The sequence below is a fragment of the Nonomuraea africana genome (assembly GCF_014873535.1).
GTDB classification, from domain to species: Bacteria; Actinomycetota; Actinomycetes; order Streptosporangiales; family Streptosporangiaceae; genus Nonomuraea; species Nonomuraea africana.
The window spans coordinates 581,494-604,568 of sequence record NZ_JADBEF010000001.1 but is presented as its reverse complement, the minus strand read 5'-3'; the positions used below and the strand labels follow the sequence as shown (position 1 = coordinate 604,568).

General features: G+C 69.9%; 25 protein-coding genes. 11 read left to right on the top strand and 14 right to left on the bottom strand.

Going from position 1 to position 23,075, the window contains the following annotated elements:
* Positions 1 to 149 precede the first annotated feature (149 nt).
* On the top strand, positions 150 to 1,394 hold the full coding sequence (gene lysA / locus H4W81_RS02755) for a diaminopimelate decarboxylase (protein WP_192773319.1): 1,245 nt from the start codon (positions 150 to 152) through the stop codon (positions 1,392 to 1,394).
* A gap of 43 nt (positions 1,395 to 1,437) precedes the next feature.
* Here lysA and purU read toward each other — a convergent pair whose 3' ends face one another.
* Together purU and H4W81_RS49855 are read right to left on the bottom strand one after the other, a co-directional pair.
* Positions 1,438 to 2,286: a formyltetrahydrofolate deformylase gene (gene purU / locus H4W81_RS02750; protein ID WP_192773318.1), complete on the bottom strand. Its 849-nt coding sequence runs from the start codon at positions 2,284 to 2,286 to the stop codon at positions 1,438 to 1,440.
* Between the two features lie 4 nt (positions 2,287 to 2,290).
* Complete coding sequence (locus H4W81_RS49855; protein ID WP_192773317.1) at positions 2,291 to 2,545, bottom strand: glycine cleavage T C-terminal barrel domain-containing protein; 255 nt, start codon at positions 2,543 to 2,545, stop codon at positions 2,291 to 2,293.
* Between the two features lie 245 nt (positions 2,546 to 2,790).
* Between H4W81_RS49855 and H4W81_RS02740 the strand changes: the two genes are divergently transcribed.
* The 3 genes from H4W81_RS02740 (at position 2,791) to H4W81_RS02730 (ending at position 5,455) form a co-directional block, all read left to right on the top strand.
* Positions 2,791 to 3,714 carry an inorganic phosphate transporter gene (locus H4W81_RS02740; RefSeq protein WP_318781487.1) on the top strand — a complete coding sequence of 308 codons (924 nt, stop codon included), beginning with the start codon at positions 2,791 to 2,793 and terminating at the stop codon, positions 3,712 to 3,714.
* 295 nt (positions 3,715 to 4,009) lie between these two features.
* Positions 4,010 to 4,657 carry a DUF47 domain-containing protein gene (locus H4W81_RS02735; RefSeq protein ID WP_318781486.1) on the top strand — a complete coding sequence of 216 codons (648 nt, stop codon included), beginning with the start codon at positions 4,010 to 4,012 and terminating at the stop codon, positions 4,655 to 4,657.
* A gap of 360 nt (positions 4,658 to 5,017) precedes the next feature.
* Positions 5,018 to 5,455 (top strand): NUDIX hydrolase, encoded by a 438-nt coding sequence (locus tag H4W81_RS02730; RefSeq protein ID WP_318781485.1) that lies wholly within the window; start codon positions 5,018 to 5,020, stop codon positions 5,453 to 5,455.
* On the opposite strand, the gene H4W81_RS02725 is transcribed toward H4W81_RS02730, so the two are convergent.
* Positions 5,439 to 5,729 (bottom strand): hypothetical protein, encoded by a 291-nt coding sequence (locus H4W81_RS02725; RefSeq protein WP_192773315.1) that lies wholly within the window; start codon positions 5,727 to 5,729, stop codon positions 5,439 to 5,441. The two genes, H4W81_RS02730 and H4W81_RS02725, sit on opposite strands and share 17 nt — an antisense overlap.
* Positions 5,730 to 5,881: 152 nt before the next feature.
* Here H4W81_RS02725 and H4W81_RS02720 point away from each other — a divergent pair, with 152 nt between their 5' ends.
* Both H4W81_RS02720 and H4W81_RS02715 read left to right on the top strand, forming a co-directional pair.
* Positions 5,882 to 6,700 carry a helix-turn-helix domain-containing protein gene (locus tag H4W81_RS02720; protein WP_192773314.1) on the top strand — a complete coding sequence of 273 codons (819 nt, stop codon included), beginning with the start codon at positions 5,882 to 5,884 and terminating at the stop codon, positions 6,698 to 6,700.
* On the top strand, positions 6,697 to 6,933 hold the full coding sequence (locus H4W81_RS02715) for a DUF397 domain-containing protein (protein WP_192773313.1): 237 nt from the start codon (positions 6,697 to 6,699) through the stop codon (positions 6,931 to 6,933). The genes H4W81_RS02720 and H4W81_RS02715 overlap by 4 nt, the downstream gene beginning before the upstream one ends.
* Positions 6,934 to 6,978: 45 nt before the next feature.
* Here H4W81_RS02715 and H4W81_RS02710 read toward each other — a convergent pair whose 3' ends face one another.
* Together H4W81_RS02710 and H4W81_RS02705 are read right to left on the bottom strand one after the other, a co-directional pair.
* Positions 6,979 to 7,755 carry a hypothetical protein gene (locus H4W81_RS02710; RefSeq protein ID WP_192773312.1) on the bottom strand — a complete coding sequence of 259 codons (777 nt, stop codon included), beginning with the start codon at positions 7,753 to 7,755 and terminating at the stop codon, positions 6,979 to 6,981.
* Positions 7,756 to 7,778: 23 nt separating this feature from the next.
* Positions 7,779 to 7,928: a hypothetical protein gene (locus tag H4W81_RS02705; RefSeq protein ID WP_192773311.1), complete on the bottom strand. Its 150-nt coding sequence runs from the start codon at positions 7,926 to 7,928 to the stop codon at positions 7,779 to 7,781.
* Here H4W81_RS02705 and H4W81_RS02700 point away from each other — a divergent pair.
* Positions 7,927 to 8,100, top strand: a complete 174-nt coding sequence (locus H4W81_RS02700; RefSeq protein WP_192773310.1) for a hypothetical protein — start codon at positions 7,927 to 7,929, stop codon at positions 8,098 to 8,100. The two genes, H4W81_RS02705 and H4W81_RS02700, sit on opposite strands and share 2 nt — an antisense overlap.
* Here the strand turns inward: H4W81_RS02700 and H4W81_RS02695 are convergent.
* The 7 genes from H4W81_RS02695 to H4W81_RS02665 form a co-directional block, all read right to left on the bottom strand.
* On the bottom strand, positions 8,088 to 8,540 hold the full coding sequence (locus H4W81_RS02695) for a hypothetical protein (protein WP_192773309.1): 453 nt from the start codon (positions 8,538 to 8,540) through the stop codon (positions 8,088 to 8,090). The genes H4W81_RS02700 and H4W81_RS02695 overlap by 13 nt on opposite strands.
* A gap of 17 nt (positions 8,541 to 8,557) precedes the next feature.
* Positions 8,558 to 10,147, bottom strand: coding sequence for a tetratricopeptide repeat protein (locus tag H4W81_RS02690; RefSeq protein WP_192773308.1), 1,590 nt, complete (start codon positions 10,145 to 10,147; stop codon positions 8,558 to 8,560).
* 215 nt (positions 10,148 to 10,362) lie between these two features.
* On the bottom strand, positions 10,363 to 11,628 hold the full coding sequence (locus H4W81_RS02685; RefSeq protein ID WP_192773307.1) for a DMT family transporter: 1,266 nt from the start codon (positions 11,626 to 11,628) through the stop codon (positions 10,363 to 10,365).
* A 190-nt stretch (positions 11,629 to 11,818) separates the two neighbouring features.
* Positions 11,819 to 13,453 (bottom strand): ABC transporter ATP-binding protein, encoded by a 1,635-nt coding sequence (locus tag H4W81_RS02680; protein WP_318781484.1) that lies wholly within the window; start codon positions 13,451 to 13,453, stop codon positions 11,819 to 11,821.
* Positions 13,450 to 15,159, bottom strand: a complete 1,710-nt coding sequence (locus H4W81_RS02675; RefSeq protein WP_192773306.1) for an ABC transporter ATP-binding protein — start codon at positions 15,157 to 15,159, stop codon at positions 13,450 to 13,452. The genes H4W81_RS02680 and H4W81_RS02675 overlap by 4 nt, the downstream gene beginning before the upstream one ends.
* An 87-nt stretch (positions 15,160 to 15,246) precedes the next feature.
* Positions 15,247 to 15,729 (bottom strand): GNAT family N-acetyltransferase, encoded by a 483-nt coding sequence (locus H4W81_RS02670; protein ID WP_192773305.1) that lies wholly within the window; start codon positions 15,727 to 15,729, stop codon positions 15,247 to 15,249.
* Complete coding sequence (locus H4W81_RS02665; protein ID WP_192773304.1) at positions 15,726 to 17,282, bottom strand: tetratricopeptide repeat protein; 1,557 nt, start codon at positions 17,280 to 17,282, stop codon at positions 15,726 to 15,728. Before H4W81_RS02665 ends, H4W81_RS02670 begins: the two co-directional genes overlap by 4 nt.
* Before the next feature lie 346 nt (positions 17,283 to 17,628).
* Here H4W81_RS02665 and H4W81_RS02660 point away from each other — a divergent pair, with 346 nt between their 5' ends.
* From H4W81_RS02660 to H4W81_RS02645, 4 genes are all read left to right on the top strand, one after another.
* Positions 17,629 to 17,832, top strand: a complete 204-nt coding sequence (locus H4W81_RS02660) for a hypothetical protein (protein WP_225958428.1) — start codon at positions 17,629 to 17,631, stop codon at positions 17,830 to 17,832.
* 440 nt (positions 17,833 to 18,272) lie between these two features.
* On the top strand, positions 18,273 to 19,244 hold the full coding sequence (locus H4W81_RS02655) for a mechanosensitive ion channel family protein (protein ID WP_318781483.1): 972 nt from the start codon (positions 18,273 to 18,275) through the stop codon (positions 19,242 to 19,244).
* 166 nt (positions 19,245 to 19,410) lie between these two features.
* Positions 19,411 to 19,791 (top strand): globin, encoded by a 381-nt coding sequence (locus H4W81_RS02650; RefSeq protein WP_397128712.1) that lies wholly within the window; start codon positions 19,411 to 19,413, stop codon positions 19,789 to 19,791.
* 17 nt (positions 19,792 to 19,808) lie between these two features.
* On the top strand, positions 19,809 to 21,311 hold the full coding sequence (locus H4W81_RS02645) for a glycoside hydrolase family 13 protein (protein WP_192773301.1): 1,503 nt from the start codon (positions 19,809 to 19,811) through the stop codon (positions 21,309 to 21,311).
* Positions 21,312 to 21,368: 57 nt separating this feature from the next.
* On the opposite strand, the gene H4W81_RS02640 is transcribed toward H4W81_RS02645, so the two are convergent.
* Both H4W81_RS02640 and H4W81_RS02635 read right to left on the bottom strand, forming a co-directional pair.
* Positions 21,369 to 21,791: an acyl-CoA thioesterase gene (locus H4W81_RS02640; protein ID WP_192773300.1), complete on the bottom strand. Its 423-nt coding sequence runs from the start codon at positions 21,789 to 21,791 to the stop codon at positions 21,369 to 21,371.
* Positions 21,792 to 22,066: 275 nt separating this feature from the next.
* A complete protein-coding gene (locus tag H4W81_RS02635; protein WP_192773299.1) occupies positions 22,067 to 22,696 on the bottom strand; it encodes a TetR/AcrR family transcriptional regulator in 630 nt (209 codons plus the stop codon).
* Between the last annotated feature and the right edge of the window lie 379 nt (positions 22,697 to 23,075).

Sequence of the window (23,075 nt, the reverse complement as noted above, 5' to 3'; positions counted from 1 at the left end):
AACTAATGGATAACCGCCTCCACAGCGGAAATATCACGATACGGGCCCAAATCGCCTAGAGTGGGCTTGGCGCAGCCTGCCCACAAGAGAGCGGCAGTTTCTTGTGATTTGGTGTGCCCGAAATAAGGAACGCGCAACTGGAGGTCGGGATGAACAACCCCTACCGGTACGAGGACGGACGCCTCTGCGTCGACGGTCTCGCCCTCTCCGATGTGATAGCCGAAACCGGCACCCCGGCCTACGTTTACTCCCTGGATGCGATGACTGTCGCCTATCGCATGGTTACCACTGCATTTGCGAAGTTTGGCGTGGATGTCTTTTATTCGGTGAAGGCCAACTCCAACCTTTCGGTGCTGCGCCATCTGAAGGAGCTGGGCGCCGGATTCGACGTGGTGAGCGGCGGTGAATTGCTCCGGGTGCTGGCCGCGGGCGCCGACCCTTCGCGGGTCAGTTTCGCCGGAGTCGCGAAGACGGCCGAGGAACTGCTCCTGGCCGTCAAGCACGACGTCATCGTGCACGTGGAGTCCGCCGAGGAGGTGCCCAGGCTCCAGGAGGCTGCCGCCTCGCTGGGCAGGCGGGCCAGGTTCGGCATCAGGATCAACCCGGGCGTCAAGGTCGACACCCTCGTCCACATGCAGACCGGCAGCGACCGCGCGAAGTTCGGCGTCACCTCTGAGGTCGCCACGTCGCTGCTCGACAGGGTCGTCGCGGGCGAGTTCCCCGACCTGGTTCCGCTGGGCGTGCACATGCACGTGGGCTCCATGGTCCCCGAGCCCGCCGACATGGTCAGGGCGGCGGCCGTCCTGGTGGACGTGCTGCGCCACGGCCGCGAGAGCGGCCTGACCACGATGCGCCGCCTCGACCTGGGCGGCGGCTTCCCCATCAGCTACGACGGCGCCGCCCTGCCCTCGCCCGCGGACTTCGCCGCCGCGCTGGAGCCGCTGCTGGAGGGGCTGGACGCCGACCTGGTCCTCGAACCCGGCCGCTACATCGCCGGCCCCGCCGGCGTGCTGGTGACCAGCGTCACGCTGACCAAGCGGCCGGCGGGCCGGCGCATGGTGCTGGTCGACACCGGCATGCACCACTTCGTCCGGCCCGCGCTCTACCAGGCCGCGCACCGGATCCTGCCGCTGGAGGAGCGCCCCTCGGCCGGCCCCGCCGAGGTCGTCGGACCGATCTGCGAGTCCACCGACCAGCTGGCGCCCGCCGCCGACCTGCCGGACCTGGCCCCGGGCGACCTGCTCGCGGTCATGGACACCGGTGCCTACGGCATGGTCATGGCCTCCAACTACAACAACCAGCCGCGACCGCCCGAGATCGTGGTGAGCGGCGGGCAGGCCAGGGTCGCGCGACGCAGGGAGACCTGGCAGGACCTGCTGATGTACGAGGAGTGAGCGCGGGGGCGGCGGCCGCGGCCGCCGCCCGCCGTACGGGAGGTCAGCGGGGGAAGACGATCGTCTTGTGGCCGTCGAGGAGGACGCGCTGCTCGGCGTGCCAGCGGACGGCGCGGGCCAGGGCGACGCACTCCAGGTCGCGCCCGATCGCCACCAGGTCGTCGGGCGAGTGGCTGTGGGTGACGCGGGCGACCTCCTGCTCGATGATCGGCCCCTCGTCCAGGTCGGAGGTGACGTAGTGGGCGGTCGCGCCGATCAGCTTCACGCCGCGGTCATGGGCCTGGTGGTACGGCTTGGCGCCCTTGAACGACGGCAGGAACGAGTGATGGATGTTGATCGCCCGGCCCGCCAGCTTCTCGCACAGCTCCGCCGACAGGACCTGCATGTAGCGGGCCAGCACCACCAGCTCGATGTGGTAGTGCTCGACCAGGGCGAGAATCTCCGCCTCCTGGCGCTGCCTGGTCGCCGGCGTGACCGGCAGGTGGTGGTAGTCGATGCCGTACGACTGGGTGAGCGGCCGCAGGTCGGGGTGGTTGGAGGCGACGGCGACGATCTCGATGTCGAGCAGCCCCGACCTGACCCGGTAGAGCAGGTCGTTGAGGCAGTGGCCGAACTTGCTGACCAGGATCAGCACCCGCGGCTTGACCGACATGTCGCGGAGCTTGAAGTCGAGGCCCAGCTCGGGGACCAGCTCCTCGAAGGCACGGGCGAGCTCCTCCTGCGGCAGCGCGGCGGTGAACTGCACGCGCATGAAGAAGCGCTTCGCGGTCTGGTCGCCGAACTGCTGGCTCTCGGTGATGTTGCAGCCGCGTCCCGCGAGCAGGCCCGAGACGGCGGCGACGACGCCGGGACGGTCGGGGCAGGACAGGGTCAGGACGTACTCGGCGTTCATGCCTTCACTCTCGCGGAGGTGGGATCGTAGGGCGCCTTGCGGCTGATCTGGGCAGGGTACCTCTCACCGGCCACCTGCACCTCCACCTTCCCCAGCCCCGTGTCGGAGACGAACGCCAGCCCGACCGTCCTGCTAGCGTGGGGCTGTGCGCGGCCGAGGTCACGTAGCCGACCAGCGCGCCGTCGTGCAGCAGCGACTCCCCGCCCCAGAGGTGCGCGTCGAGCGTGATGGAGACGATCCTGCGCGCGGGCTCGGCCATCCTCCCGCTGGTTCGTTGGCGGCCTGGGGGCGCTCTCCATTCGTCCCGCCGTAGAGCGGTTCAGCCAGCCACCGACCCATCATGCATCCGCCCGAGCCTCACCCCGTTGGAAGCGACCCATCGCGCACCTGCCCTCGTTGGATCTGCTCTCTACAGGGGAACGATCACCTTTGTGACAGCTCGTTATGCCGGTCATCAGGATCGCGGGGTTCCCTTGCGCCCACGCGTCGGATTGGCTGGGGCGCGTGTCGTTAGAGGTCGCGGTCGCCTGCCTGTTCGCCGTCGTGTCAGGGATGAACGACGGCGGCGCGCTGCTCGCGACCGGGCTCAAGCTACCCACTGTCAGGCCGATCGTCGGCGTGCTCACCCTGGTGCTGCTGACCGCGCTCGTCCCACTCGTCTCCCAGCAGGTCGCGCACACCTTCGTCACCCGGCTGGCCGCCTTCGAGGGCCCGGGAGCCGGCCGCGCCATGACCATCGCGGTGCTCTCCGCGATAGCCGTGGTCATGGTGCTCAGCCATCACGGACGTCCCACCAGCCTGACCCTCGCCATCGTCGGCGGACTCACGGGTGCCGGACTCGGCTGGGGGCTGGAGGTGTCGGCGGGCTCGGTGGCCCTCGTCCTGGCCGTCGGCCTGGCCGCCCCGTTCGCGGGCGCGCTGGCGGCATGGGCGACCACCCGGCTGCTCGTCGCGATGACCACCAGCAGGGGGCTGCGGCGCTGGCACTGGGCGGGGTTCGCCCTGCAGTGCGTGGCCTATGCCGCCAACGACGGGCAGAAGATGCTGGCCGTCTTCCTCATCGCCGTCGGCTCGTCGGGCCCGTCGGTCTCTTTCACGGTGGCCGTGCTGTTCGGTCTCGGCACCATGTACGGCATGCCGCGGGCGGGACGCACGCTCAGCCGCGAGATCCTGGCCTCCAGGCCGCTGCACGGTGTGGCGGCCGAACTGGCCTCGGGCACGACCGTGATCGCGTGCGCGGCGGCGGGGATGCCGGTGAGCATGACGCAGTCGATCGCCGGCAGCTTGATCGGAACGGGCGTGGCGTACGGAGGGGGGCGGGTGCGCTGGTACGCGGCCGTCAAAATCGTGGTCGCGTGGCTGCTCACCCTTCCGGCGGCGGGAGTGCTGGCGGCGGTGGCGGCGATCACGGTGAAAGGCATCTCATGAAGCGCCGCCAGGAGCACCCCGATCCACCGGGACCGCGTGCTCGCTCGAGGAGGTCAGGTGCCCCCATGACCTGGCTCACCCATCGAACGAAGCGCACGGCACGCCGGGCCACCCCTCACCCGGTTCGTTCGCGGAGTGCACGCAAGGCAGGTCAGGTCGCGTCTCACCCGGCTCCCGGGTTCGTTCCCGGACATCTCCTGAACCGCGAAGCAGGGCACATGAAGCACGCAGGAGCCGCTGGTGGGCCCGGTGTTCGCCGGATTCGCGTCGAAGGGAGGTCGTGAAGGACGTGGGCGTGGTGAGACGTTTCGTGAGACGGCTGAGCCGAGTCCGTGACCTGCTGGCGGGGCGGATGGACGACGCGCTGACCGAGGCCCTCGTCGGCCAGTTGGAGGCGACCAAGCAGGGCGCCTGGCTGGCGATGGCGATGATCGGCGGCGAGGTGGGCAGGACGGGCGCGCACGAGCAGATGCGCGCCATCGAGCACCTCGGGGACACCGAGCGGGCCCGTCTGGTCGAGGAGCTCAAGGACGCGCTGGTCACGCCGATCGACAGGGAGGACCTGTTCCGCCTGTCCCGCTCGATCGACGACGTGCTCGACTCGTTGCGCGACTTCGTCAGGGAGTCGCATCTGTACCGGGTGCCGGAACAGATCAGGTTCGCTCCCCTACTGGATCAGGTGATCGTCGGCATCGAGGCGCTGGAGAGCGCGGTGCGCGACCTCGCGTCCCGTCCGTCCGGGGTGGTGCAGGACGCGCTGGAGGCGAAGAAGGCGGGGGGCGCGGTGCGGCGGATGTACCAGTACGAGATCGCCCGCATCTTCTCGGGGGAGTTGACCGCTGAGGCGATGAAGGAACGCGAACTCGTCCGCCGCCTGGAGATCGTCGGCATGGCCATCGGCGACGCGGCGGACGCGATCGCCGACGGCACCATGAAACGCTGACGCGACCCCGCGACCCCGAGCCCGGCCGAGGCAAAGAGGCCAGGCGAGTGACGGAGCAAGGAAGGGGCCGACGCGGCGGGTGCGCGAAGGCGCCGAATGGCCAGGCAAAGAGACTCCGCGTAGGAAACTGCCGGGAGGGCGGACGAAGAGATCCCGGGTGAAGAGATACAAGGGGTGTAGAAGACAGGCGGGTGACGCCGGGCAGGCGGGAAGGCAAAACCCGGGAAAGCCTTCAGGAGTCCACGTTCGCGACGGAACCGAAGTCCTGCTGGAGTAGCGTGATGGACGGACGATCACCGGTGACCACGGTGGCCTGATCGGCCGCTTTGCCGTACAGGAGAGAAGACGAGTGGTGGCGTGGTGAGCGATCGGGCGGCGGCGCGGGTGGTGTGTTTGGATCGGGACGACCGGGTGCTGCTGATGCACTGGCACGACAAGGTCAGCCGGCACGACATCTGGGAGCCCCCAGGCGGCGGCCTGGACGCGGGCGAGACCCCGCTCGAAGCCGCCAGGCGCGAGCTGACCGAGGAGACGGGCCTGCCGGGCGACGCGGTCCAGGACAGGTGGGTCGCTGTCGACCGGGACTTCACCTGGCTGGGCGTGCGCTACGTGAAGGTCGAGCCGTTCTACCTGGCCCGCTTCGACGAGGCGCGCCCCGAGGTCGATCCCGGCGAGCTCACGGAGGAGGAGAGCGAGGCCTTCCTCGGCTACGGCTGGTTCACCGTCGCGGAGCTGGGCTCGCTGCCAGGTCTTCTCGACCCGCCGGAGCTGCCCGAGGTGATCAGGAAACTGCGCTAGCGACGTAGGCGGCGGCCGCGTCGGCGTCGAGGAAGTCGGCCGTGCGGCCGTCGTCGCGCTCGATGTGGAAGCCGTGATCGACGCTGATCCGCACGGGGCCCGCCATGAGCACCGGGCCGCGGTGTTCCGGCGGGTCGTACCTGTTCTGGAGGAGCGTCAGGCGCAGGTGCCTGACGAGGAGGGCACGGATACCCGATGCGGCGAGCCGTTCCTGAACCCATTCCAACTGCTCGATTTGCTCTTCTTCCGCCCGTTGGGTGTAGACGGCGCTCATACGCACCTCACGTCCTTAGATCGGTGAGATTCCCCTGTCGTGACCCCAGCCTGCATTCAAGTCACTACTCTAGGTACGGATTCAGGTCTCACACCTCGACTGTGAGAGACCTGGCCGCATTTGTAGAACCCGTGTAGAACCGGAGCCCCCCGATGCCTGCTGCACGTGAGCTCGACCCAAGCTCCAGCCCGCTGGCGTTCTTCGGCGCGGAGTTGAGGGAGTACCGCACCCGTGCGGGCCTGTCCCAGGAGCAGCTGGCCGACCGGCTCAGCTACTCGTTGTCCCTGGTGTGCGCCATCGAGCTGGCCAGGCGCACGCCCTCACGCGACTTCGCCGAGCGGGCCGACCAGGTGCTGGAGACCGGCGGTTCGCTGCTGCGTCTGTGGCCGCTGGTACGGCAGGCGGCCTACCCCGCCTGGTTCCGTCCGTGGTTGGACATCGAGCAGACCGCGCGCACACTCCAGACGTGGCAACCCCTACTGGTCCCCGGTCTGCTGCAGACTGAGGACTACGCCCGCGAGATCTTCCGGAGGGAGCCCGCGGCGACGGTGGAACAGGCCGAGGAGGCGGTGTCGGCACGGATGACCAGGCAGGCCATCCTGCGTCGGCGCGATCCCCCGATGTACTGGGTGGTGCTGGACGAGTGGGTGGTCCGCAGGCAGGTCGGCTCGGCCGCCACCATGCGCGGGCAGGTGCGCGCGCTGCTGGAGGCGTCCGAGCTGCCCAACGTCACCGTTCAGGTCGTCCCCGCGGACGCCCAGGCGGTGCCGGGGCTGACCGGCGCCTTCGTCATCGCGAGGGTGCCCGGCGAGCCCGATCTCGTCTACCTGGAATCGGCAGGAGAGGGATACGTCACCGACCGTCCCGCCGACGTCGAATCCATTGTTCGGCGATATGACGTGATCAGGTCACTCGCCTTACCGGTTCACGCAAGTCTAAATTTGCTGTCGAAAGTGGAGGAGAGCATATGAACGACCTCATCTGGCGCAAGGCACGGCGTAGTGGCGGCAATGGCGGAGACTGCGTCGAAGTGGCCGTCCTCGACGCGCCCGGGGACGCCGCCGCTCACAAGTCCGAGCAGGACAGGCTGTTCGTCCTGCGCGATTCCAAGGACCCTGACGGGCCCAGGCTGTTCTTCACCGAAGCCGAGTGGGAGGCCTTCCGCCTCGGCATGAAGGACGGCGAATTCGACGATCTGGTCTGATCGCCGATCCGGGCGCGCGTTGGCGCGGCGCGCGCCCGGGCTCCGTCAGGCTCCCGTCTCCGCGAGGGCTCTGGTCATCAGGGCGCGCAGGAGCGGTCCGCCCACGCGTTCGTGCTCGCTCTCCACCGGCAGGCCCTCGGCCACCCTCGCGTGGTAGATCTCGCGTTCGCGTTCGTCGGTGTAGAGCTGCGCGGTCATGCCCACGACCACCGTGACGCCGACGCCGCCGCGCGGGATGACGACGACGGCGTGGGTGCGCAGCCAGCTCTCGTCGGCGCCGCCGTACCAGCCGCACTTGACGGCCGCCTCGGGGACGGTGAGCACGTCGCGGACCCCGAAGGTCTGCTCGGCCGGCACCTCGCGCATCCAGGCGAGCACGTCGGCGGCCACCGGGTCGCCCGCGAGCGCGGCCTGCGAGAGGGCGGCGTAGGCGATGGCCACCTCGGTGGCGGCCACCTCGACCGAGCCGAACCGCGAAGGGTCGCCGTTGGGCGGGCTCCAGGTCACGCCGCAGCGGCGGCGGAGCTCGGCGAGGATCACCCTGGGCCCCACCGCCATCCACAGTGCCCGCGTGTCGCTGTTGGAGGAGGTGACCACGGCGGGCTCGGCGTGGCGGCGCCAGAAGCCGTGGTCGGCCAGGTGCGCCGCGGCGGCCCAGCAGTAGAGCGGCTTGAGCAGCGAGGCGCAGCGCAGCCGGTCGAGGCCGTGGACCAGGCTCACGGCCCGAGGTGGTGGCCCGCTCGCCCCACGGGTGATGGCGGCGGCCTGTGCGCTGGCCCCTTGACGCAGGTCGCGCAGCAACTCGGCGAAGCTTGTGCCCATTTCGCCGATGCTATACCTGCCGCTCAGCCGAGCGTTCTGTCTCCAGGACCGTCGTAGTGGTCGGGTCCCTGCATCGACAGGTCGAGCGGCTGGACCATCGGCGAGTACTGGGCATGTCGCTGCTGCTGTCGGCGGTCGTCGTCGCCCACCGCGGCGATCTCCTTCCCGTTCATGTACTGGGCGGTGGAGAGCGCGCTGCCGGCGGCCGGGGCCGTCCAGCTCAGCGAGGCGGCGGCCACCTGCGGCGCGAGCCCCGCGCAGACGCTCGCCAGGGTCATCGTCCCGGCCATCAGGGGCTTCAGGGTCGACCCCGACCACGTGCAGGTCTTTCCTCAGAACCCGTAGCGGGACCACAGCACCGCGATGCCCGCCGCCGGCAACGCCAGGACGACCAGCCAGCCCAGCACCCGCCAGCGCGCGGCCAGCCCCGGCGCCGACAGCACGGCGCCGGCCGTGCCGGCGACGGTGAACGCCAGGCCCGCGCGCAGGATCTCCGTCACCTGGGACGGCGAGGCGGGCACCGCCTCGCCGAACCCCCTGATCGCCAGCAGTACGGCCGCCGCGGCCAGCGCCACGCGGGGCGCCCTTCCCACATCGACCCGCCTGAGCAGCGGCACGGCCGCCAGCAGCGTCACCACCGTCACCAGCAGGTAGGCGCCGAGCGTGGGATACAGGCACGGCCAGTCACCGCAGCCGGTCGCCGTCCTGGTGGCGTTGATGGCCACCCACCACAGCGCTCCGAGGCTCGCGTAGATGGCCGCCACCCGGCCGATCGTCCCCCACATATCGCCATTCTGCGCGATCATCGCCTGCCGAGCGCGCGCAGGACCACCGCCCTGTTCGCGAGGAGGTCGGGCTGCGGGTCCAGCTCGACGGCGCGGGTGAGGTCGGCGAGCGCGGCCTCCAGCTGCCCGAGCTCGTATCGCAGCGCCCCCCTGTTCGCCCACGCCGCGGCCAGTGTGGGGGCAGCGGCGATCGCCGCGTCCAGTGCCCGCTCCGCCTCCTCTTGACGTCCGGCGGCGGTCTCCAGCTGGCCGAGCACGGTCAGCAGGTGCGGGTTGCCGGGGGCGAGGGCCAGGCCCGCGCGCACGTCGGCGAACGCCTCGGCGTCCCTCTCCATGCCCCCCAGCAGTCCCGCGCGGTTGATGTAGGCGTCGAGGTAGGCGGGGTCGAGCTCCAGCACGTACGCGAGGTCGGCCAGCGCGGCCTCCTCCTCGCCGAGCGCGATCCGCACCTCGGCCCTGTTGTAGTAGGCCTCCGGCAGCGGCGGGCTCATCGCGATCGCGCTCTGGTAGTCGGCCAGCGCCTCCTCGTGCCTGCCCAGCGAGAACCAGAGATTGCCGCGGTCGAGGTAGTGGTCGGGGAAGGCCGGATCGATCGCGATCGCCGCCGAGTAGTCCTCCAGCGCCTCCTTGGTGTGGCCGAGCGCGGCCAGCAGCTGCGCCCTGTTGGCCAGCAGCACCATGCGGTGGACGGGATGACGGTCCGGCAACTCGCGGGCGGCCAGGTCGATGGCCGACTCCACCAGCTCGAGAGCGGCCTCCTTGCGGCCTTCGCGCAGCTCGATGAGGGCCAGGCCGTTGCGGTCGAAGCCCAGCTTGAAGGCGCGGTCGGGCACCAGGGTGGAGATGGCGATGGCCTGGTTGACCCAGCCTCTCGCCCTGCCGAGGTCACGCTGGGCCGGGTCGGGATGACGGGCGTCGAGCATCGCGGTGCCGTACGCGGCGGCGGCGTGCATGTTGGGGTCCTGGCTGACCCTGCGCACCCGCTCCCACACCGCTCTGGCCTGCTCGTGCCGGCCGAGGCCGCCGAGTGCGGTCGCCGTGCGCTGGGCGAAGCGCCACCAGGCCTGGCCGCCCTCCTCCGTCACGGCCAGCCCGCGCCCGCCCAGCTCGGCCACCGCGTGCAGGAAGCCCTCGCGAACGCAGTGGTCGACCAGCTCCCAGAGCTCTCCGGCGGTCCTGTCGTCCTCGGGCGGCCTCGGGCCCGCGGTGTAGACCTCGATGCGCAGGTGCGCGGCGGGGATCCGGCGCGTCATGACGTCGAGCAGCTCGGTGTCCGTCGGATCGGCCTCGTCGGCGTTGTGGACGACGAGCACGCGTCCGGGGGGCGTCACCGCGGCGACGAACTCCGTCAGCCCGTTGGCCAGCCGTAACGTACGGCGCGGCGCGGGCACGAGGATGCGTTCCTCGTCGGGCAGCCCGGCGTCGATCGTGACCCTCCGGCCGGGCACGCGCCCACGCAGGGCCGGCACCGCCGCCCTGATCTCGATGTCGTACGCGGACACGAGATCAGGGGAACGTTCCAATGCGTCAGGTACGAGCCGGGCCAGCAACGCCGCCGCCACGGTGTAGGGGCCATGCAGCCGCCGATGCGCGTCTATCGGCGGCATCAGCAGCGGAGTGGACGCCGGGATCTCCTGAAACGCACCTTGGATTCGCCGGTGCCGGGTCACCCCTTGTGAATGACCGAGGCGGTCCCGGTGAGCCGGACGGTGCCGGGCTTGCGGACGACGATCCTCTTCATGCGCCCTTCTCCTTGCCTAGGTAAAGACACACTTAATTGAAAAGTCGACGAACCGCAAGGCCTATGTAAAAGCGGTCTGGATTACCGCATAACACCGATATCTGGGACCTCATGCGGCTCGGACGCGCACACCGGTTCGGGGCGAAGCGCGCACAGGCAGCGCCCGCTGAGCGGGAAGGTCAGGCAGCCGTCCTGGCTCGACGGCTCCCGCCTGGCCTTGACGATCTCGGTGGCGTGCTCGATGAGCCGCTCGATGCCGGGCTCTCCGCCACCCTTGCGGGCCAGCGAGCACCAGGGCTCCACGTCGGGGTCGCGCTCCGCCGCCCTGATCCAGCACTCCCTGACCTGAGCGAGGTCGACGGGAACCGGCGGCCTGGCCGGGGCGGGCTCGGGGGCGCGCAGCGACGCCAGCACCTCGGCGGCCCGCTTGGCCGCCCTGCGCAGCCCCTCGTCCGCCTCGGGAGCCTGCGGCACCCTGGCGGGAGGATCGCCGACCACCACGGGCGCGCCCCTCGACGGTACGGCCAGCAGCATGGCCGCCGCCATGAACGGCCCGCCCACCAGCACGCTCATGGCCACCGGCTCGTCGCACAGCAGCGCGATGAGCGCCACCCACAACGGCTGGGACGACAGCAGCACCGCGCTCGGCACCGCCTGCACGTGCCGCTGGCCGAAGGAGCGGGCGAGGAAGCCGAGCGCGCACGAGACGATCGCCAGGTGGGCGAGCTTGAGCCAGCCGTAGGGCCCAGGCGGCGCCTCGAGCCCGTCGGGCACCGCCAGCACCCCCGTGAGCAACCCGATGGTCAGCAGCTGGATGACGGTGATGGCGTAGGCGTTGTAGTTGGCCCTGGAGAAGTTGCCGAGCACGAGCGTGTGGCAGGCGTACAGCGCGGCCGCGCACAGCGTCAGCCCGAGCGCCACGGGGGCGAACCGCACCCCGTCGCCCTTCATCAGCGCGAAGATCGCCACACCGCAGAGCGCGAGCGCCACGCCGTACCAGATGCGCTTGGGCACTCTGACGCGGAACAGGACCAGCGCGAGCACCGGCGTCATGACGACGTTGCAGCCGACGGCGAAGCCCGACACCGCCGAGGAGAGGTCGTCGAGCGCGAAGGCCTGCATGGTCTGGCCGACCCCGAACATGACGCCCAGGATGATCCCCCGCGACCAGGTTCCCCTCGCGAGGCCGCGCAGGCTCCTGGGCCTGATGAGGAACAGGACCGCGGCCGCGATCGTGTACCGCTCGGCCAGCAGGTCCGTCACCGACATGCTCATGGGCTCGTCGATGAGATTCTTCATCAGCGGAAAGGCCGACCCCCAAGCGGCGCTGACGAACAACAGAAGCACGGCTCCCAGGAGGGGTCGTGGAGCGGCCACCACTGCCATGCACGGCAGCATCTCACTAGCTTGGACGTCTCTTGACGCGCTGTGAGCGGGCGGAGGGGCTGCACTTACACGCAGGGGGAAGAGCATCACTCGGGGGCCCGTCAATACTCCTCCGAGCGATTACGGCAATCCGCCCATTAACCTCAGACACTCACGCATCACCCGCCCCGATTCGAGGGTCGATTTCGCGCTGTTCGCCGGTCGCCATGGTGATGACCACGTCGGCGTCGCTGATCGCGGAGGGCCGGTGGGCGATCACGAAACAGGTGCGGCCCTCGCTGAGCTGTCGCATCGCCCGGAGCACCCGCGCCTCCGTCCTGGTGTCGACCGAGCTGGTCGCCTCGTCCAGCACCAGGACGGCGGGATCGGCCACGAACGCCCTCGCGATGGCGATGAGCTGGCGCTCGCCCGCGCTGAGCCCCCCGCCGTCCTCGTCGAGCACGGTGTCGAGCGGCCAGTCGACACAGGCCAGGCGAGCCGCCCGCGCGACCTGCTGCCTGGTGGCGTGCGCCGCGCCATAGGCGATGTTGTCGGTGATCGTGCCGCCGAACAGCCACGTGTCCTGCGGCACCATGCCGACCACCGAGCGCAGGCAGGCCCTCGACATGGCGGTGAGGTCGACGCCGTCGACGGTGATGCGTCCTCCGGTCAGCTCGTGGAAGCGCATCAGCAGGTTGACCAGCGTGGTCTTGCCCGCTCCCGTCGGGCCGACGACGGCCGCCCGCTGCCCGGGCCGCACCTCCAGCGACAGATGCTCGATCACCGGCGGCCCCGTGGCGTAGCCGAAGCTCACGTCGTGGAAGACGACGTGGCCGCGCGCGGAGGGCCGTACCGGATGGCTGGGCTCGGGCGGCTCCTCCGGAGCCGCCAGCAGCTCGGCGATCCGGGCCGACGAGGCGAGCCCCGACTGCACCAGCGCCGACAGGCTCGCCACGTTGGACAGCGGGCCGCCGAAGTAGCGGGCGTACTGCACGAACGCCTGCACCTCGCCGATCGTCAGCGCGCCCGAGGCCACCCGCAGCCCGCCTGCCACCGCCACGACCACGTAGCCGAGGTTGGCGACGAACATCAGCGCCGGCTGGATCAGCCCGCTGACGAACTGCGCACGCGAACCGGCCTCGAACAGCTCCTGGTTGCGGGCGTGGAAGACGGCCGCGGACTCGTCCTGGCGGCCGAAGGCCCGCACCAGGGCATGGCCGGTGTACATCTCCTCCACGTGGGCGCCGAGCTCACCCGTGACCCTTCCCTGCCGGGTGAAGTGCGGCCGCGCGCGCCTGCCGATCGCCGCGGACACCGCCACCGACACCGGTACGGTGACCACCGCGACGAGCGCGAGAAGCGGCGAGATGCCGACCATCATCACCAGCGTGCCCACCACGATCAACATGGAGTTGACGATCTGGCTGACCGACTGCTGCAGCGTCAGCGTGACGGCCTCGATGTCGTTGGTGGCCCTGCTCAGCAGCTCGCCGCGCGGCATGCCGTCGACGTAGGCCACGGGCAGCCTGGCCAGCTTCTCCTCGACGTCGGCGCGCAGCCGGAGCGCGGCGCGCTGCACGACGAGCGTGGTCACCCGGCCCTGCGCCGCCCAGAACAGCCCGGAGACGACATAGACCGCCAGCGTCACGCCCAGCGCCGCGGGCAGCTCCGCCGGCGCTCCCGCCACGACCAGGTCGGTGGCCGCGCCGAGCAGCAGCGGTCCGGCGACCACCAGCGCGACGCTGACGAGCCCGCACAGGGCGGAGAGCGCGAGCAGCGGCCACTGCGCCACGAGCAGGCGCCTCACACCGTCTCCTGGGAGCGGGCGATCTCCTGGTAGGTGGGACAGGTCCGCAGCAGCTCCGCGTGCGTGCCGGCGCCCGCCACCAGGCCGGCCTCCAGCACCACCACACGCTCGGCGGCGCGGACCGCGTCCACCCGCTGGGCCACGATCACCACCGTCGCTCCCGTGGTCTCCTCGGCCAGCGCGGTGCCCAGCGCGTCCGCGGTGTCCCGGTCGAGCGCCGAGAAGGGGTCGTCGAGCAGGTAGATCTGGGGGCGCCGGACCAGGGCCCTGGCGATCGACAGCCGCTGGCGCTGACCGCCCGACAGGTTGGCGCCGCCCTGGCTCACCGGCTGGTCGAGGCTCCTGACGAAGTCGAGGGCCTGGGCCACCCCCAGCGCCCGCCAGAGCTCCTCGTCGGACGCCTCCCGCCTGCCGTACCTGAGGGTGTCGGCGACCGTGCCGGAGAACAGGTAGGGCCGCTGCGGCACCAGCCCGATCGTCGCCGCCAGCAGGGCGGGGTCGAGCTCGCGCACGTCCACCCCGCCGACCAGCACCTGGCCGCCCGAGGCGTCGAACAGTCTGGGCACCAGCCCGAGCAGCGTGGACTTGCCGCTGCCGATCGAGCCGAGCACCGCGGTGGTCTCCCCCGGCCGTGCCGTCAGGTCGACCCCGCGCAGCGCGGCCGTCTTCGCGCCCGGGTAGCCGAAGGTGGCCCCGCGCACCTCCACGTGCCCCCTGCGGCGCATCGTCCGCACGGGCCTGACGGGCGCCGCCAGGTCCTGCGCGGTGTCGAGCACCTCCTGGATCCGCTCGGCGCAGACCTCGGCGCGCGGCATCGTCATGAGGACGAACGTCGCCGACATGACGGCCGTGACGATCTGGGTCAGGTAGGTGAGGAAGGCGATCAGCTCGCCCGCGCCCATCGCGCCGCCGCTCACCCTGGAGGCGCCGAGCCACACCACGGCCACGCTGAAGACGTTCACCACCGTGGTGCCCAGCGGGAGCAGCAGCGTCTGCAGCCGGCCAGCCCGCACCGCGACGTCGGCGAGGTCCTGGCTGGCCGCGGCGAAGCGAAGCCTCTCGTGCTCCTCCTTCCCGAAGGCCCTGATGACGCGAAGGCCGGTGATCTGCTCGCGCAGGATCCTGTTGACGGTGTCCACCCGCTGTTGCGTCCGCCTGAACAGCGGGCGCAGCCTGCGCACGACCGCGGCCATGGCGACGCCCAGCACCGGGGTCATCACCAGCAGCGTGCCCGACAGCGGGACGTCCTGGCCGAGCGCCAGCGCCACCGCGCCGACGCACATGATGGGCACCGAGACCAGCACTGTGCAGGCCGCCAGCACGAACTGCTGCACCTGCTGGACGTCGCCGGTGGTGCGGGTGATCAGCGAGGCCGTGCCGAACCCGGCCAGCTGCCGGCCGGACAGTCCCTGCACGCGGGTGAAGACCGCGGCTCTGACGTCCCTGCCGAGCGTCGCCGCGACGCGGACGCCGAGGCGGACCGCCGCTCCCGCGCACACGACCTGCGCCAGCGTGACCGCCGTCATGACCACCCCGAGGGTCAGGACGCGCCGGGTGTCGCCCTTGAGCACGCCGTCGTCGATGAGAGCGGCGTTGAGGGCGGGAAGGAAGAGCAGGGCGATCGTCTGCGCGCTCTGCAGCAGGACGAGCATGACCAGGGCGGTGCGGGAGGGCGGCAGCTGCGTCCGCAGCAGTCGGATCAGCACACACCCGACGCTAGATCGGCTCCCGCGACGCGCCCATGGGGTTACGCGGCGGGCTGAAGGCCGTCGGCCTGGGTCGCGCCCGCCGCCTCAGGGAGTGAGGACATGGGTGAGAGTCTTCTCGCCGTAGATCACGATGTGGTCGCCCACCTGCTGCCTGGACAGCTCCCTCCATCCCTGCCGCTCGTAGAGCGCCAGCGCGGCGCCCTGGTTCATCGTGGTGTCCCCGCGCAGCTTGGTGAACCCGAGCATGGCCGCGCGGCCCTCCAGCGCCTGCAGCATGTGCGCGCCGTAGCCGCGCCGCTGGAACTCCGGATGGACGCGCAGCCTGCACACCTCGGCGGTGTGCTCGTCGATCGGGCGCAGCCCGCCCATGGCGGCGAGGCGGCCTTCGGCCTCTCCGACCAGGAACTCCCCGCCGCTGCTCAGATACATCTGGTGGATGCGGGGGAAGTCGTCGTCGTAGTAGACCCCGTCGCCTGGCACGATGCCGACCTCTGCCAGGCAGATCTGGTGCAGCGAGTAGATCGCGTCGAGGTCGGACCAGCGATAACGGCGGACACGCAGGCTCACGACTTGTCCCCCGCGATTCCCATGAGCTCGCGGAACTCCTGGAGTCCGGGGTGGTCCTTCGCCCCGTGGGCCTCGGCGGATCGGGTGAACTCGATCGCCGGCCTGAGGATGAAGTCGGTGCGGTACTCCGGCTTGAGCAGCCGCGCCGCGTCACCGGCCACCTGCATCGCCTCGTCGATGTCACCCTCGAGCAGGCGGCACTGCGCCTGGTCGAGCCTGATCAGCGTCTGGTCGAGGATGTGGTCGGAGTACTTCTCCAGCGCCTGCTCGAGCGCGATGTCGGCCTCGATCGTCTGCCCGAGCTTGGTCAGCACGTCTCCCTGGTAGAAGTAGAGCTGCTTTTCGGTGTAGCCGAACGCGACGTCCTCCTGCTCGTTGGCCTTCATGTGCGAGAAGGCGTTGCGGGCCTTCTGCAGCGCCCGCTTGGCCTGGTCGACCACTTCCTTCTTGCTGTTGGTGCCGGCGAGCAGCGCCAGCGCCCTGGCCTCGACGACCGGAGCCATGGCCTGCGCGACACAGGGCGTCTGCCCCGCCAGGTCGCGGCTCTTCTTGGCGAGGTTGAGCGCCTCGCGCGCGTCGCCGTAGTAGAGCGGCACGAGCGACTCGCGGGCGGTGACCCACGCGCGCAGCGCGCGGTCGCCCGTCTCGTCGGCCGCGGTGCGCCCGGTGCGGAAGAAGGAGCGGGCGAGCCGGTGGTCGCCCAGATTGATCATGATCATCCCGCTCAGCCCGGACAGCTGGGCGGCCATGCGGCACAACCGTTCCTGGAGATCGGTCGGCTGGCGGCGGCTCATCGCCGCGCGCACCGCGCTGAGCTCCAGCAGCACGTCGCACAGCAGCCGCAGCGGCGGCGTGCTGGTGTACTGGCGGCCGAAGCTGAGCGTCGCCTCCTCCCACTGGTCGAGCATCGCCGGTGAGACCGTGGCCGTCACCAGTGTCTCGTCCATGCGCCTCCGGATGCCCTCCACGGCGGAGAGCACCTGCGGCTCGAGCTCCCTGAGGGTTCCGCTGGACTTGTTGTCCAGAAGCGTTAACAACGTCCTGCGCAGGACGTTCTCGTCGTCGTCCTTGGCGGCGTCGGCGCCGGCCTCCGTGCCGGACGGATTGATCCACAGGTGGCGCGCGGCGAGGAGCTCGCCCCTGGTGTCGTTGGACTCGCCCCGCGGGGCCCCCGGTGTGCGGTGGCCGTGGCCGCAGATGCAGGGACCGTCATAGCCGAGTGAGACCGGTTCGACGCGATAAACGGTGCACAAATAGTGGAGATACTCAGGCCCCGGACGTTTCAGGCCGCTCTCGTAGGCCGACAGGAGCGTCTCACCGATGCCGGGCGCGGGTTTCTCGTCCCTTTCGAACAGCGCGCGCACCTGTTCGATGACGTCGGCCAGCGCGATGCCGTGCGCGAGCCGATGGCTCTTGATCTTCGTCGTGCCGAACTGAGGGCTGCATGTCTCGTGGATCTCTTCGGCGATCTGAGCACACGACCGCCCACCGGCCAGACCCTTTGCCCGGATCCGCCTGGCGATCTCCGTTTCCCTGTGCTGCCTGCCGGACATCCCGGCCCCTCTCTCTGAGCCGCAAGGCACTTCTAATGACGCAGAGTAGCGGGAGGGATGCACTCTGCCTCAAGAAAACTATGAACCATTAGTGACAGGATGAAAATGCACCCTTGAAGCTTACGGATAAGGATCGTCCTCCAGGGGACTGTTTCTTACAACCCGCGAGGGTCAAGGGCACTCCCCAGGGGCATTCGGAGTGCGTTGACGCCCCCCATGGTCATGAGTCACCTTTCTCTCACCAGCAACGATTCCATCGAGGGAGGGCGAGAGAGTGGGGGACGACTTCGGGCATCTGGAGCGATTGGTTTCAGAGCTAGACGCTCGCGGACTGCTCGCGAGGGTGGTGCGAACACACTCCGGCAGGGTCTTCGTCAGGGTGATCAATCCAAACGCGACCAGCTTGGCCGAGAACGTCACCTGCAGATCGGCGTCCGAGGTTCCCGACTGGTGGTACTGCTGGTCGTGGGGCGAGCGGATGCACCAGGCCGACGATCCTGCGGGCGCGGCGACCAAGGTCGCGCGCGTGCTCGCCGCGGTAGGGGAATGACGATGGCGGTGATCCGGGTGGGGCGCAGCCACCGCGGCTCACCGCCCCCGACCGCGGCCTCGCGGAGCCGACGGGGTGTCCGGTGCGGAGGGCCTCCGCTCACGGTGGTCCTGGACATCCCGTCGGTTCCCGCCACATGGCTTGTACGGCACAGCCGCCGGCACGGCGCATGCCGTACAGAGAGAAGCGCCCTCCGGTTCCACCCGGAGGACGATCGGGGGATCCCTCCCGGAACCGGAACGGAACATGCTTCCGGGTGTGTGTTCCGTCCGGGTCGACTGTCACCGGAGCGTCAGGCCCGCCCTCCGCGGCCCCGGGCCCTGACAAACCCGTCTTCCCCGGCGTGATGTGACGGCGACGGGTTCGGTCGGCAGTATGTTTTGGGTCGTAACGGTCCAAAACTTAGCCGACCGAACCGCTTCCGGAGGGGGATTCACCTCGTGTTCCTGCTGGCCACGCTGAACTCATCGCCCAGCGTTCCCGATTTCGAGCAACTGGCGAACGGGATGGCGACAGGGTGCGGCGACGACCCGCTGTGCTCGACCCTCGTCGGTCTCTTCCAGAAGGCGGCCTGGGCACCGCTCGTCGCCAGCGCGATCACGATCGTGCTCATCGTCGTGATCGCCATCGTGGTCCGCAAGCTGGCTCACCGGCTGATCACGCGGGTCGTCAACAGGGCCTCGAGCACCACCTCGATCACCGGGCGCCTGCGCAAGAGCCCCTCCACCGACGGCATCGACGCCCTCCTGCACGAGCGGCGCAAGCAGCGCGCCGAGACCATGGGCTCGGTCCTGCGGCACATCGCCTCGATCGTCATCATGGGCACCGCCATCCTGACCGTGCTCGACCGCCTGACGATCCCCATCGCCCCGCTGCTGACCAGCGTCGGCATCCTCGGCGTCGCGATCGGCTTCGGCGCCCAGGAGCTCGTCAAGGACTTCATCGCCGGCATGTTCATGCTGCTCGAAGACCAGTACGGCGTCGGCGACGTGATCGACACCGGCGCCGCCATCGGCACGGTCGAGGCCGTCACGCTGCGGGTGACCAGGCTGCGCGACGCCGACGGCCGCGTCTGGTACATCCGCAACGGCACCATCACCCGCGTCGGCAACGAGTCCCAGGGCTGGTCGCGCGCCTACGTCGACGTGCCCGTGGCCTACGACGCCGACGTGCCGGCGGTCCGCGACCTGCTCAAGCGGGTGGCCGAGGAGCTGTGGAACGACCCCGAGTACCGCGAGAGCGTGATCGTGGAGGAGCCCGCGGTCTACGGCATCGAGCAGATCTCCGACACCTCGGTCATCTTCCGGGTCTCCGCCAAGACGCTTCCCTCCAGGCAGGCCGAGGTGGCCCGCGAACTCCGCCTGCGCGTCAAGGCCGCTCTCGACTCGGAGGGAATCGCGCTCGCCGCCTGAACGCTTAACCATGGGAGCGGTCAACGACCCTGACGTGACGGCGGGACGCGAAGTCCCGCCGGAGCACGCGTGGGAGGACAGGCGGTCAGCGGTGACCGCGGTGGCCGTCATTGGGCTTGCCGTATGCGCATGCTGAGGAGCCTGCGACGATACAGAATGGATGACTGTGACTGAGGGTTCTTTCTACGATGCGGTCGGCGGCGAGGAGACCTTCCGCCGGCTCGTTCACCGCTTCTACGAGGGTGTCGCCGAGGACCCGCTGCTGCGGCCGCTCTACCCCGAGGCGGACCTCACGGGAGCCGAGGATCGGCTGCGCGGCTTCCTCGTCCAGTACTGGGGCGGGCCCAAGACCTACAGCCAGGAGCGCGGCCACCCCAGGCTGCGCATGCGTCACGTGCCCTTCGTCATCGGCGAGGCCGAGCGTGACGCGTGGCTCAAGCACATGCACGACGCGGTCCAGGACCTTCAGCTGCCCGACGAGCTGGAGAAGCAGCTCTGGGACTATCTGGTGATGGCCGCCCACAGCTTGGTGAACTCACCCGCATAACGGGCAATATCCGCACCATGGATATCCCCTGGTGGCGTGATGCCGTCGTTTACGAGATCTACGTCCGCAGCTTCGCCGACGCTTCGGGAGACGGCGTCGGCGACCTGGTGGGGGTCAGGGAGCGCCTGCCGTACCTGTCACAACTGGGTGTGGACGCGATCTGGCTGACCCCCTTCTATCCTTCCCCCATGGCCGACGGCGGGTACGACGTGGCCGACTACCGCGGCGTCGACCCGCTGTTCGGCACGCTTGCCGACTTCGAGGCGCTGGTGGCCGACGCCCACACGTACGGCATGAAGGTGCTGGTCGACATCGTGCCCAACCACAGCTCCTCGCAGCACCCCTGGTTCCAGGCGGCGCTGCGGGGTGAGGGCAGGGACCGCTACGTCTTCCGTGACGAGCCCAACAACTGGCAGTCCACCTTCAGCGGGCCCGCCTGGACCCAGGTGCCCGACGGGCAGTGGTACCTGCACCTGTTCGCACCCGATCAGCCCGACTTCAACTGGCGCAACCGCGAGGTGCACGAGGAGTTCCTCGACGTGCTGCGGTTCTGGCTGGACCGCGGCGTCGACGGCTTCCGCATCGACGTGGCGATGGGCCTGTACAAGGCGGAGGGCCTGCCCGACGTCGCCGACCAGTCCTTCATGTCGGTCTCCCCCATCTGGGGCCGGCCCGAGGTGCACGAGGTCTACAGGGAGTGGCGCAAGCTGCTGGAGTCGTACCCGGGCGAGCGCATGGCCGTCGGCGAGGTCTGGACCGACAGCGCGGCCGACCTCGCCCTCTACGTCAGGCCCGACGAGCTGCACCAGAGCTTCAACTTCGCGTGGCTGCAGGCCCCGTGGTCGCCGACCGCGTTCAAGAAGGTCATCGACGACACCCTGGGCACCGTCCCGTTCGCGACCTGGGTGCTGTCCAACCACGACGTCGTACGGCACCGCACCCGCTACGACACCGCCGACCCCGGCACCGGCCTCGCCAGGGCCAAGGCCGCGCTGCTCGTCATGCTCGCGCTCCCCGGATCGGCCTACCTCTACCAGGGGGAGGAACTGGGCCTCCCCGAGGTGAAGGACATTCCACCCGAGGCCCGTCAGGACCCCATCTTCTTCCAGTCGAAGGGCACGCTTCCGGGGCGGGACGGCTGCCGCGTGCCGCTCCCCTGGTCCGGCGACGCCCCGCCGTTCGGCTTCTCCCCCGACGGGGTGGACCCGTGGCTTCCCCAGCCGGGAACGTTCGCCGCGCTGAGCGTCGAGGCGCAGAGCGGGGACAGCGACTCGATGCTCGAGTTCTACCGCCGAGCCCTCGCCTGCCGTCGTGACCTGGTGCGATCGATCCCTTACCACTTGGAGTGGATGGATTCCCCCGAGGGTGCACTTTTCTTCACCCGCGGGCCGCTGACCTGCGTGATCAACTGCGGCCCTGATCCGGTACGGCTTCCGCCGTACGACCACCTGCTCCTGTCGAGCGCACCGATCACCGGTGACTCCCTGCCGCCGGACACGGCCGCCTGGTTGTACGTGTAAGAGGTGCCCGGCGCGGCCGGATTTGTGCGGAATTTCGCGTGCTGCAGGGGGCCGGGGTCAGGCGAAGCGGCGGAGGTAGGTCAGTTCGTTCTGCGACAGGCGGCGCGGGGCGGCCTTCTCCACGTCGTACGCGACGATCACCGAGCGCGCCCTGACGAACACCTCGTCGTCGTCCCTGATCTCGTAGTCGAGCGTGAACCGTACCGGCCTGATCTCGGTCACCCACGTCTCCACCAGCACCGGGTCGGCGCGGAAGGAGAGCGGGCGAAGGTAGTCGATCTCGTGACGGGCCACCACCAGGCCCTTGAACGTCGCCTCGCCCTCCTTGTGAAGGTCGATGTGCAGCATCCCGAACCGCGCGTCCTCGAGGTAGTCGAGGAAGCGGACGTTGTTCACATGCCCCTGGGAGTCGATGTCGGCGAACCGGACCGTACGGGGGAAGACGTGCTTGCTGGCGCTTGCGAGGGATCGTTCAACCACGCCCACACCGTATCCGCACCCAAGGCATCACCCGACACCAGGACCCCGCCAACCCGGCTATCCCAGCAGGCCGCGCTTCCGTTGCCCAGACGTCGCCACCCCAGATGACACGCAGGCCGCCATCAACCGCCCGACGGCTCCAGCCAAGCCAACGCCCAAGCCAAGCCAATGAGACCAGGGCGACACACAGGCCGCCACCAGACCGTCCGACGCACCCAGCCGCGCGTCCTTCGGGAGCCAGGCCGTCGCCAGAGAGCCCGAAGTCCGAAGCCCGGTCAGCGGGCGGGGTCGGGGCGGGGGCGGCGGGAGACTGGGTCGAGGCGTCTGATCAGTATCACCGCGGCCTCGATCACTTCGCGGGCCGCTGCCTCGGTGTCGCTGGTGGCCACCTCTCGTGCCGCCTCGCCGATCACCGAGGTCAGCACCGCGACCGTCAGCCGGTCGATCGGGTCGGCTCCCGCTCCCAGCAGCGCCGCGTTCTGCCGGAGCCACTGCCTCCCCCTCGTACGGCGCAGCAGCTCGAACCCCGGCGGCCCGTCACCGTCCATGAACAGCCTGACCAGGTCGCGCCGATCCCATGCCCCCGTCAGATACGCGCGCGACCCGGTGATGAGCAGTTCGACCGGATCGTCCACGCCCTCCTGCCTGGCCCTGGCGACGCTGGAGGCCGACGCCTGCTCCTGGGCGACCTGGTGGTCCTCCCACAGCGCCATGAACAGCTCGGCCTTGCCGCCGAAGTGGTGGTAGAGGCTGCCCACGCTCGACCCCGCGCGGGTGACCACGTCGGCGACGTTCGCCTCGGCGAAACCGTGTTCGCCGAACACCTCGCGAGCCGCCTGCAGCATGCTCTTGCGCGTCTGAGCCGTGCGGCTCCACTCCCACGCGCCGGAGGACTTGCGTGCCATGCCCACCATGCTAGGGACGATCTCTTTTGCGGTCTTGGCACCGTTGCAACACTTCCACCGCGTATCGGCGGCCCGCCCGCACGCCCGAGGAGCGTCCCCCTGGACAGAGGACAGCTGACGACGGCGGGTGGGCTCGGGTGGCTTCGCCGTACGGGAAGGTCGGCGTGCAGGCCTGCGCGCAACGGAAGCGACACCGATCGCCTGCCAATGGCAAAGTGGGCGTGCAGGCCTGCGCGCAACGGAAGCGACACCGATCGCCTCCCGATGGCAAAGTGGGCGCGCAACGGAAGCGACGACGGGCGCCTGCCGACCGGACACAGGTGCGCCGAGTGAGGGCGGGTGGATCCGTGCTCAGCCGAAGCCGTGACGGCCAGAGCCC

Coding starts and splice junctions, on each gene's coding strand:
- lysA (WP_192773319.1), top strand. CDS start 150: ATGAACAACCCCTACCGGTACGAGGACGGACGCCTCTGCGTCGACGGT.
- purU (WP_192773318.1), bottom strand. CDS start 2,286: ATGAACGCCGAGTACGTCCTGACCCTGTCCTGCCCCGACCGTCCCGGC.
- H4W81_RS49855 (WP_192773317.1), bottom strand. CDS start 2,545: ATGGCCGAGCCCGCGCGCAGGATCGTCTCCATCACGCTCGACGCGCAC.
- H4W81_RS02725 (WP_192773315.1), bottom strand. CDS start 5,729: ATGAGCGCCGTCTACACCCAACGGGCGGAAGAAGAGCAAATCGAGCAG.
- H4W81_RS02720 (WP_192773314.1), top strand. CDS start 5,882: ATGCCTGCTGCACGTGAGCTCGACCCAAGCTCCAGCCCGCTGGCGTTC.
- H4W81_RS02715 (WP_192773313.1), top strand. CDS start 6,697: ATGAACGACCTCATCTGGCGCAAGGCACGGCGTAGTGGCGGCAATGGC.
- H4W81_RS02710 (WP_192773312.1), bottom strand. CDS start 7,755: ATGGGCACAAGCTTCGCCGAGTTGCTGCGCGACCTGCGTCAAGGGGCC.
- H4W81_RS02700 (WP_192773310.1), top strand. CDS start 7,927: ATGTACTGGGCGGTGGAGAGCGCGCTGCCGGCGGCCGGGGCCGTCCAG.
- H4W81_RS02705 (WP_192773311.1), bottom strand. CDS start 7,928: ATGAACGGGAAGGAGATCGCCGCGGTGGGCGACGACGACCGCCGACAG.
- H4W81_RS02695 (WP_192773309.1), bottom strand. CDS start 8,540: ATGTGGGGGACGATCGGCCGGGTGGCGGCCATCTACGCGAGCCTCGGA.
- H4W81_RS02690 (WP_192773308.1), bottom strand. CDS start 10,147: ATGCCGCCGATAGACGCGCATCGGCGGCTGCATGGCCCCTACACCGTG.
- H4W81_RS02665 (WP_192773304.1), bottom strand. CDS start 17,282: ATGTCCGGCAGGCAGCACAGGGAAACGGAGATCGCCAGGCGGATCCGG.
- H4W81_RS02645 (WP_192773301.1), top strand. CDS start 19,809: ATGGATATCCCCTGGTGGCGTGATGCCGTCGTTTACGAGATCTACGTC.
- H4W81_RS02635 (WP_192773299.1), bottom strand. CDS start 22,696: ATGGCACGCAAGTCCTCCGGCGCGTGGGAGTGGAGCCGCACGGCTCAG.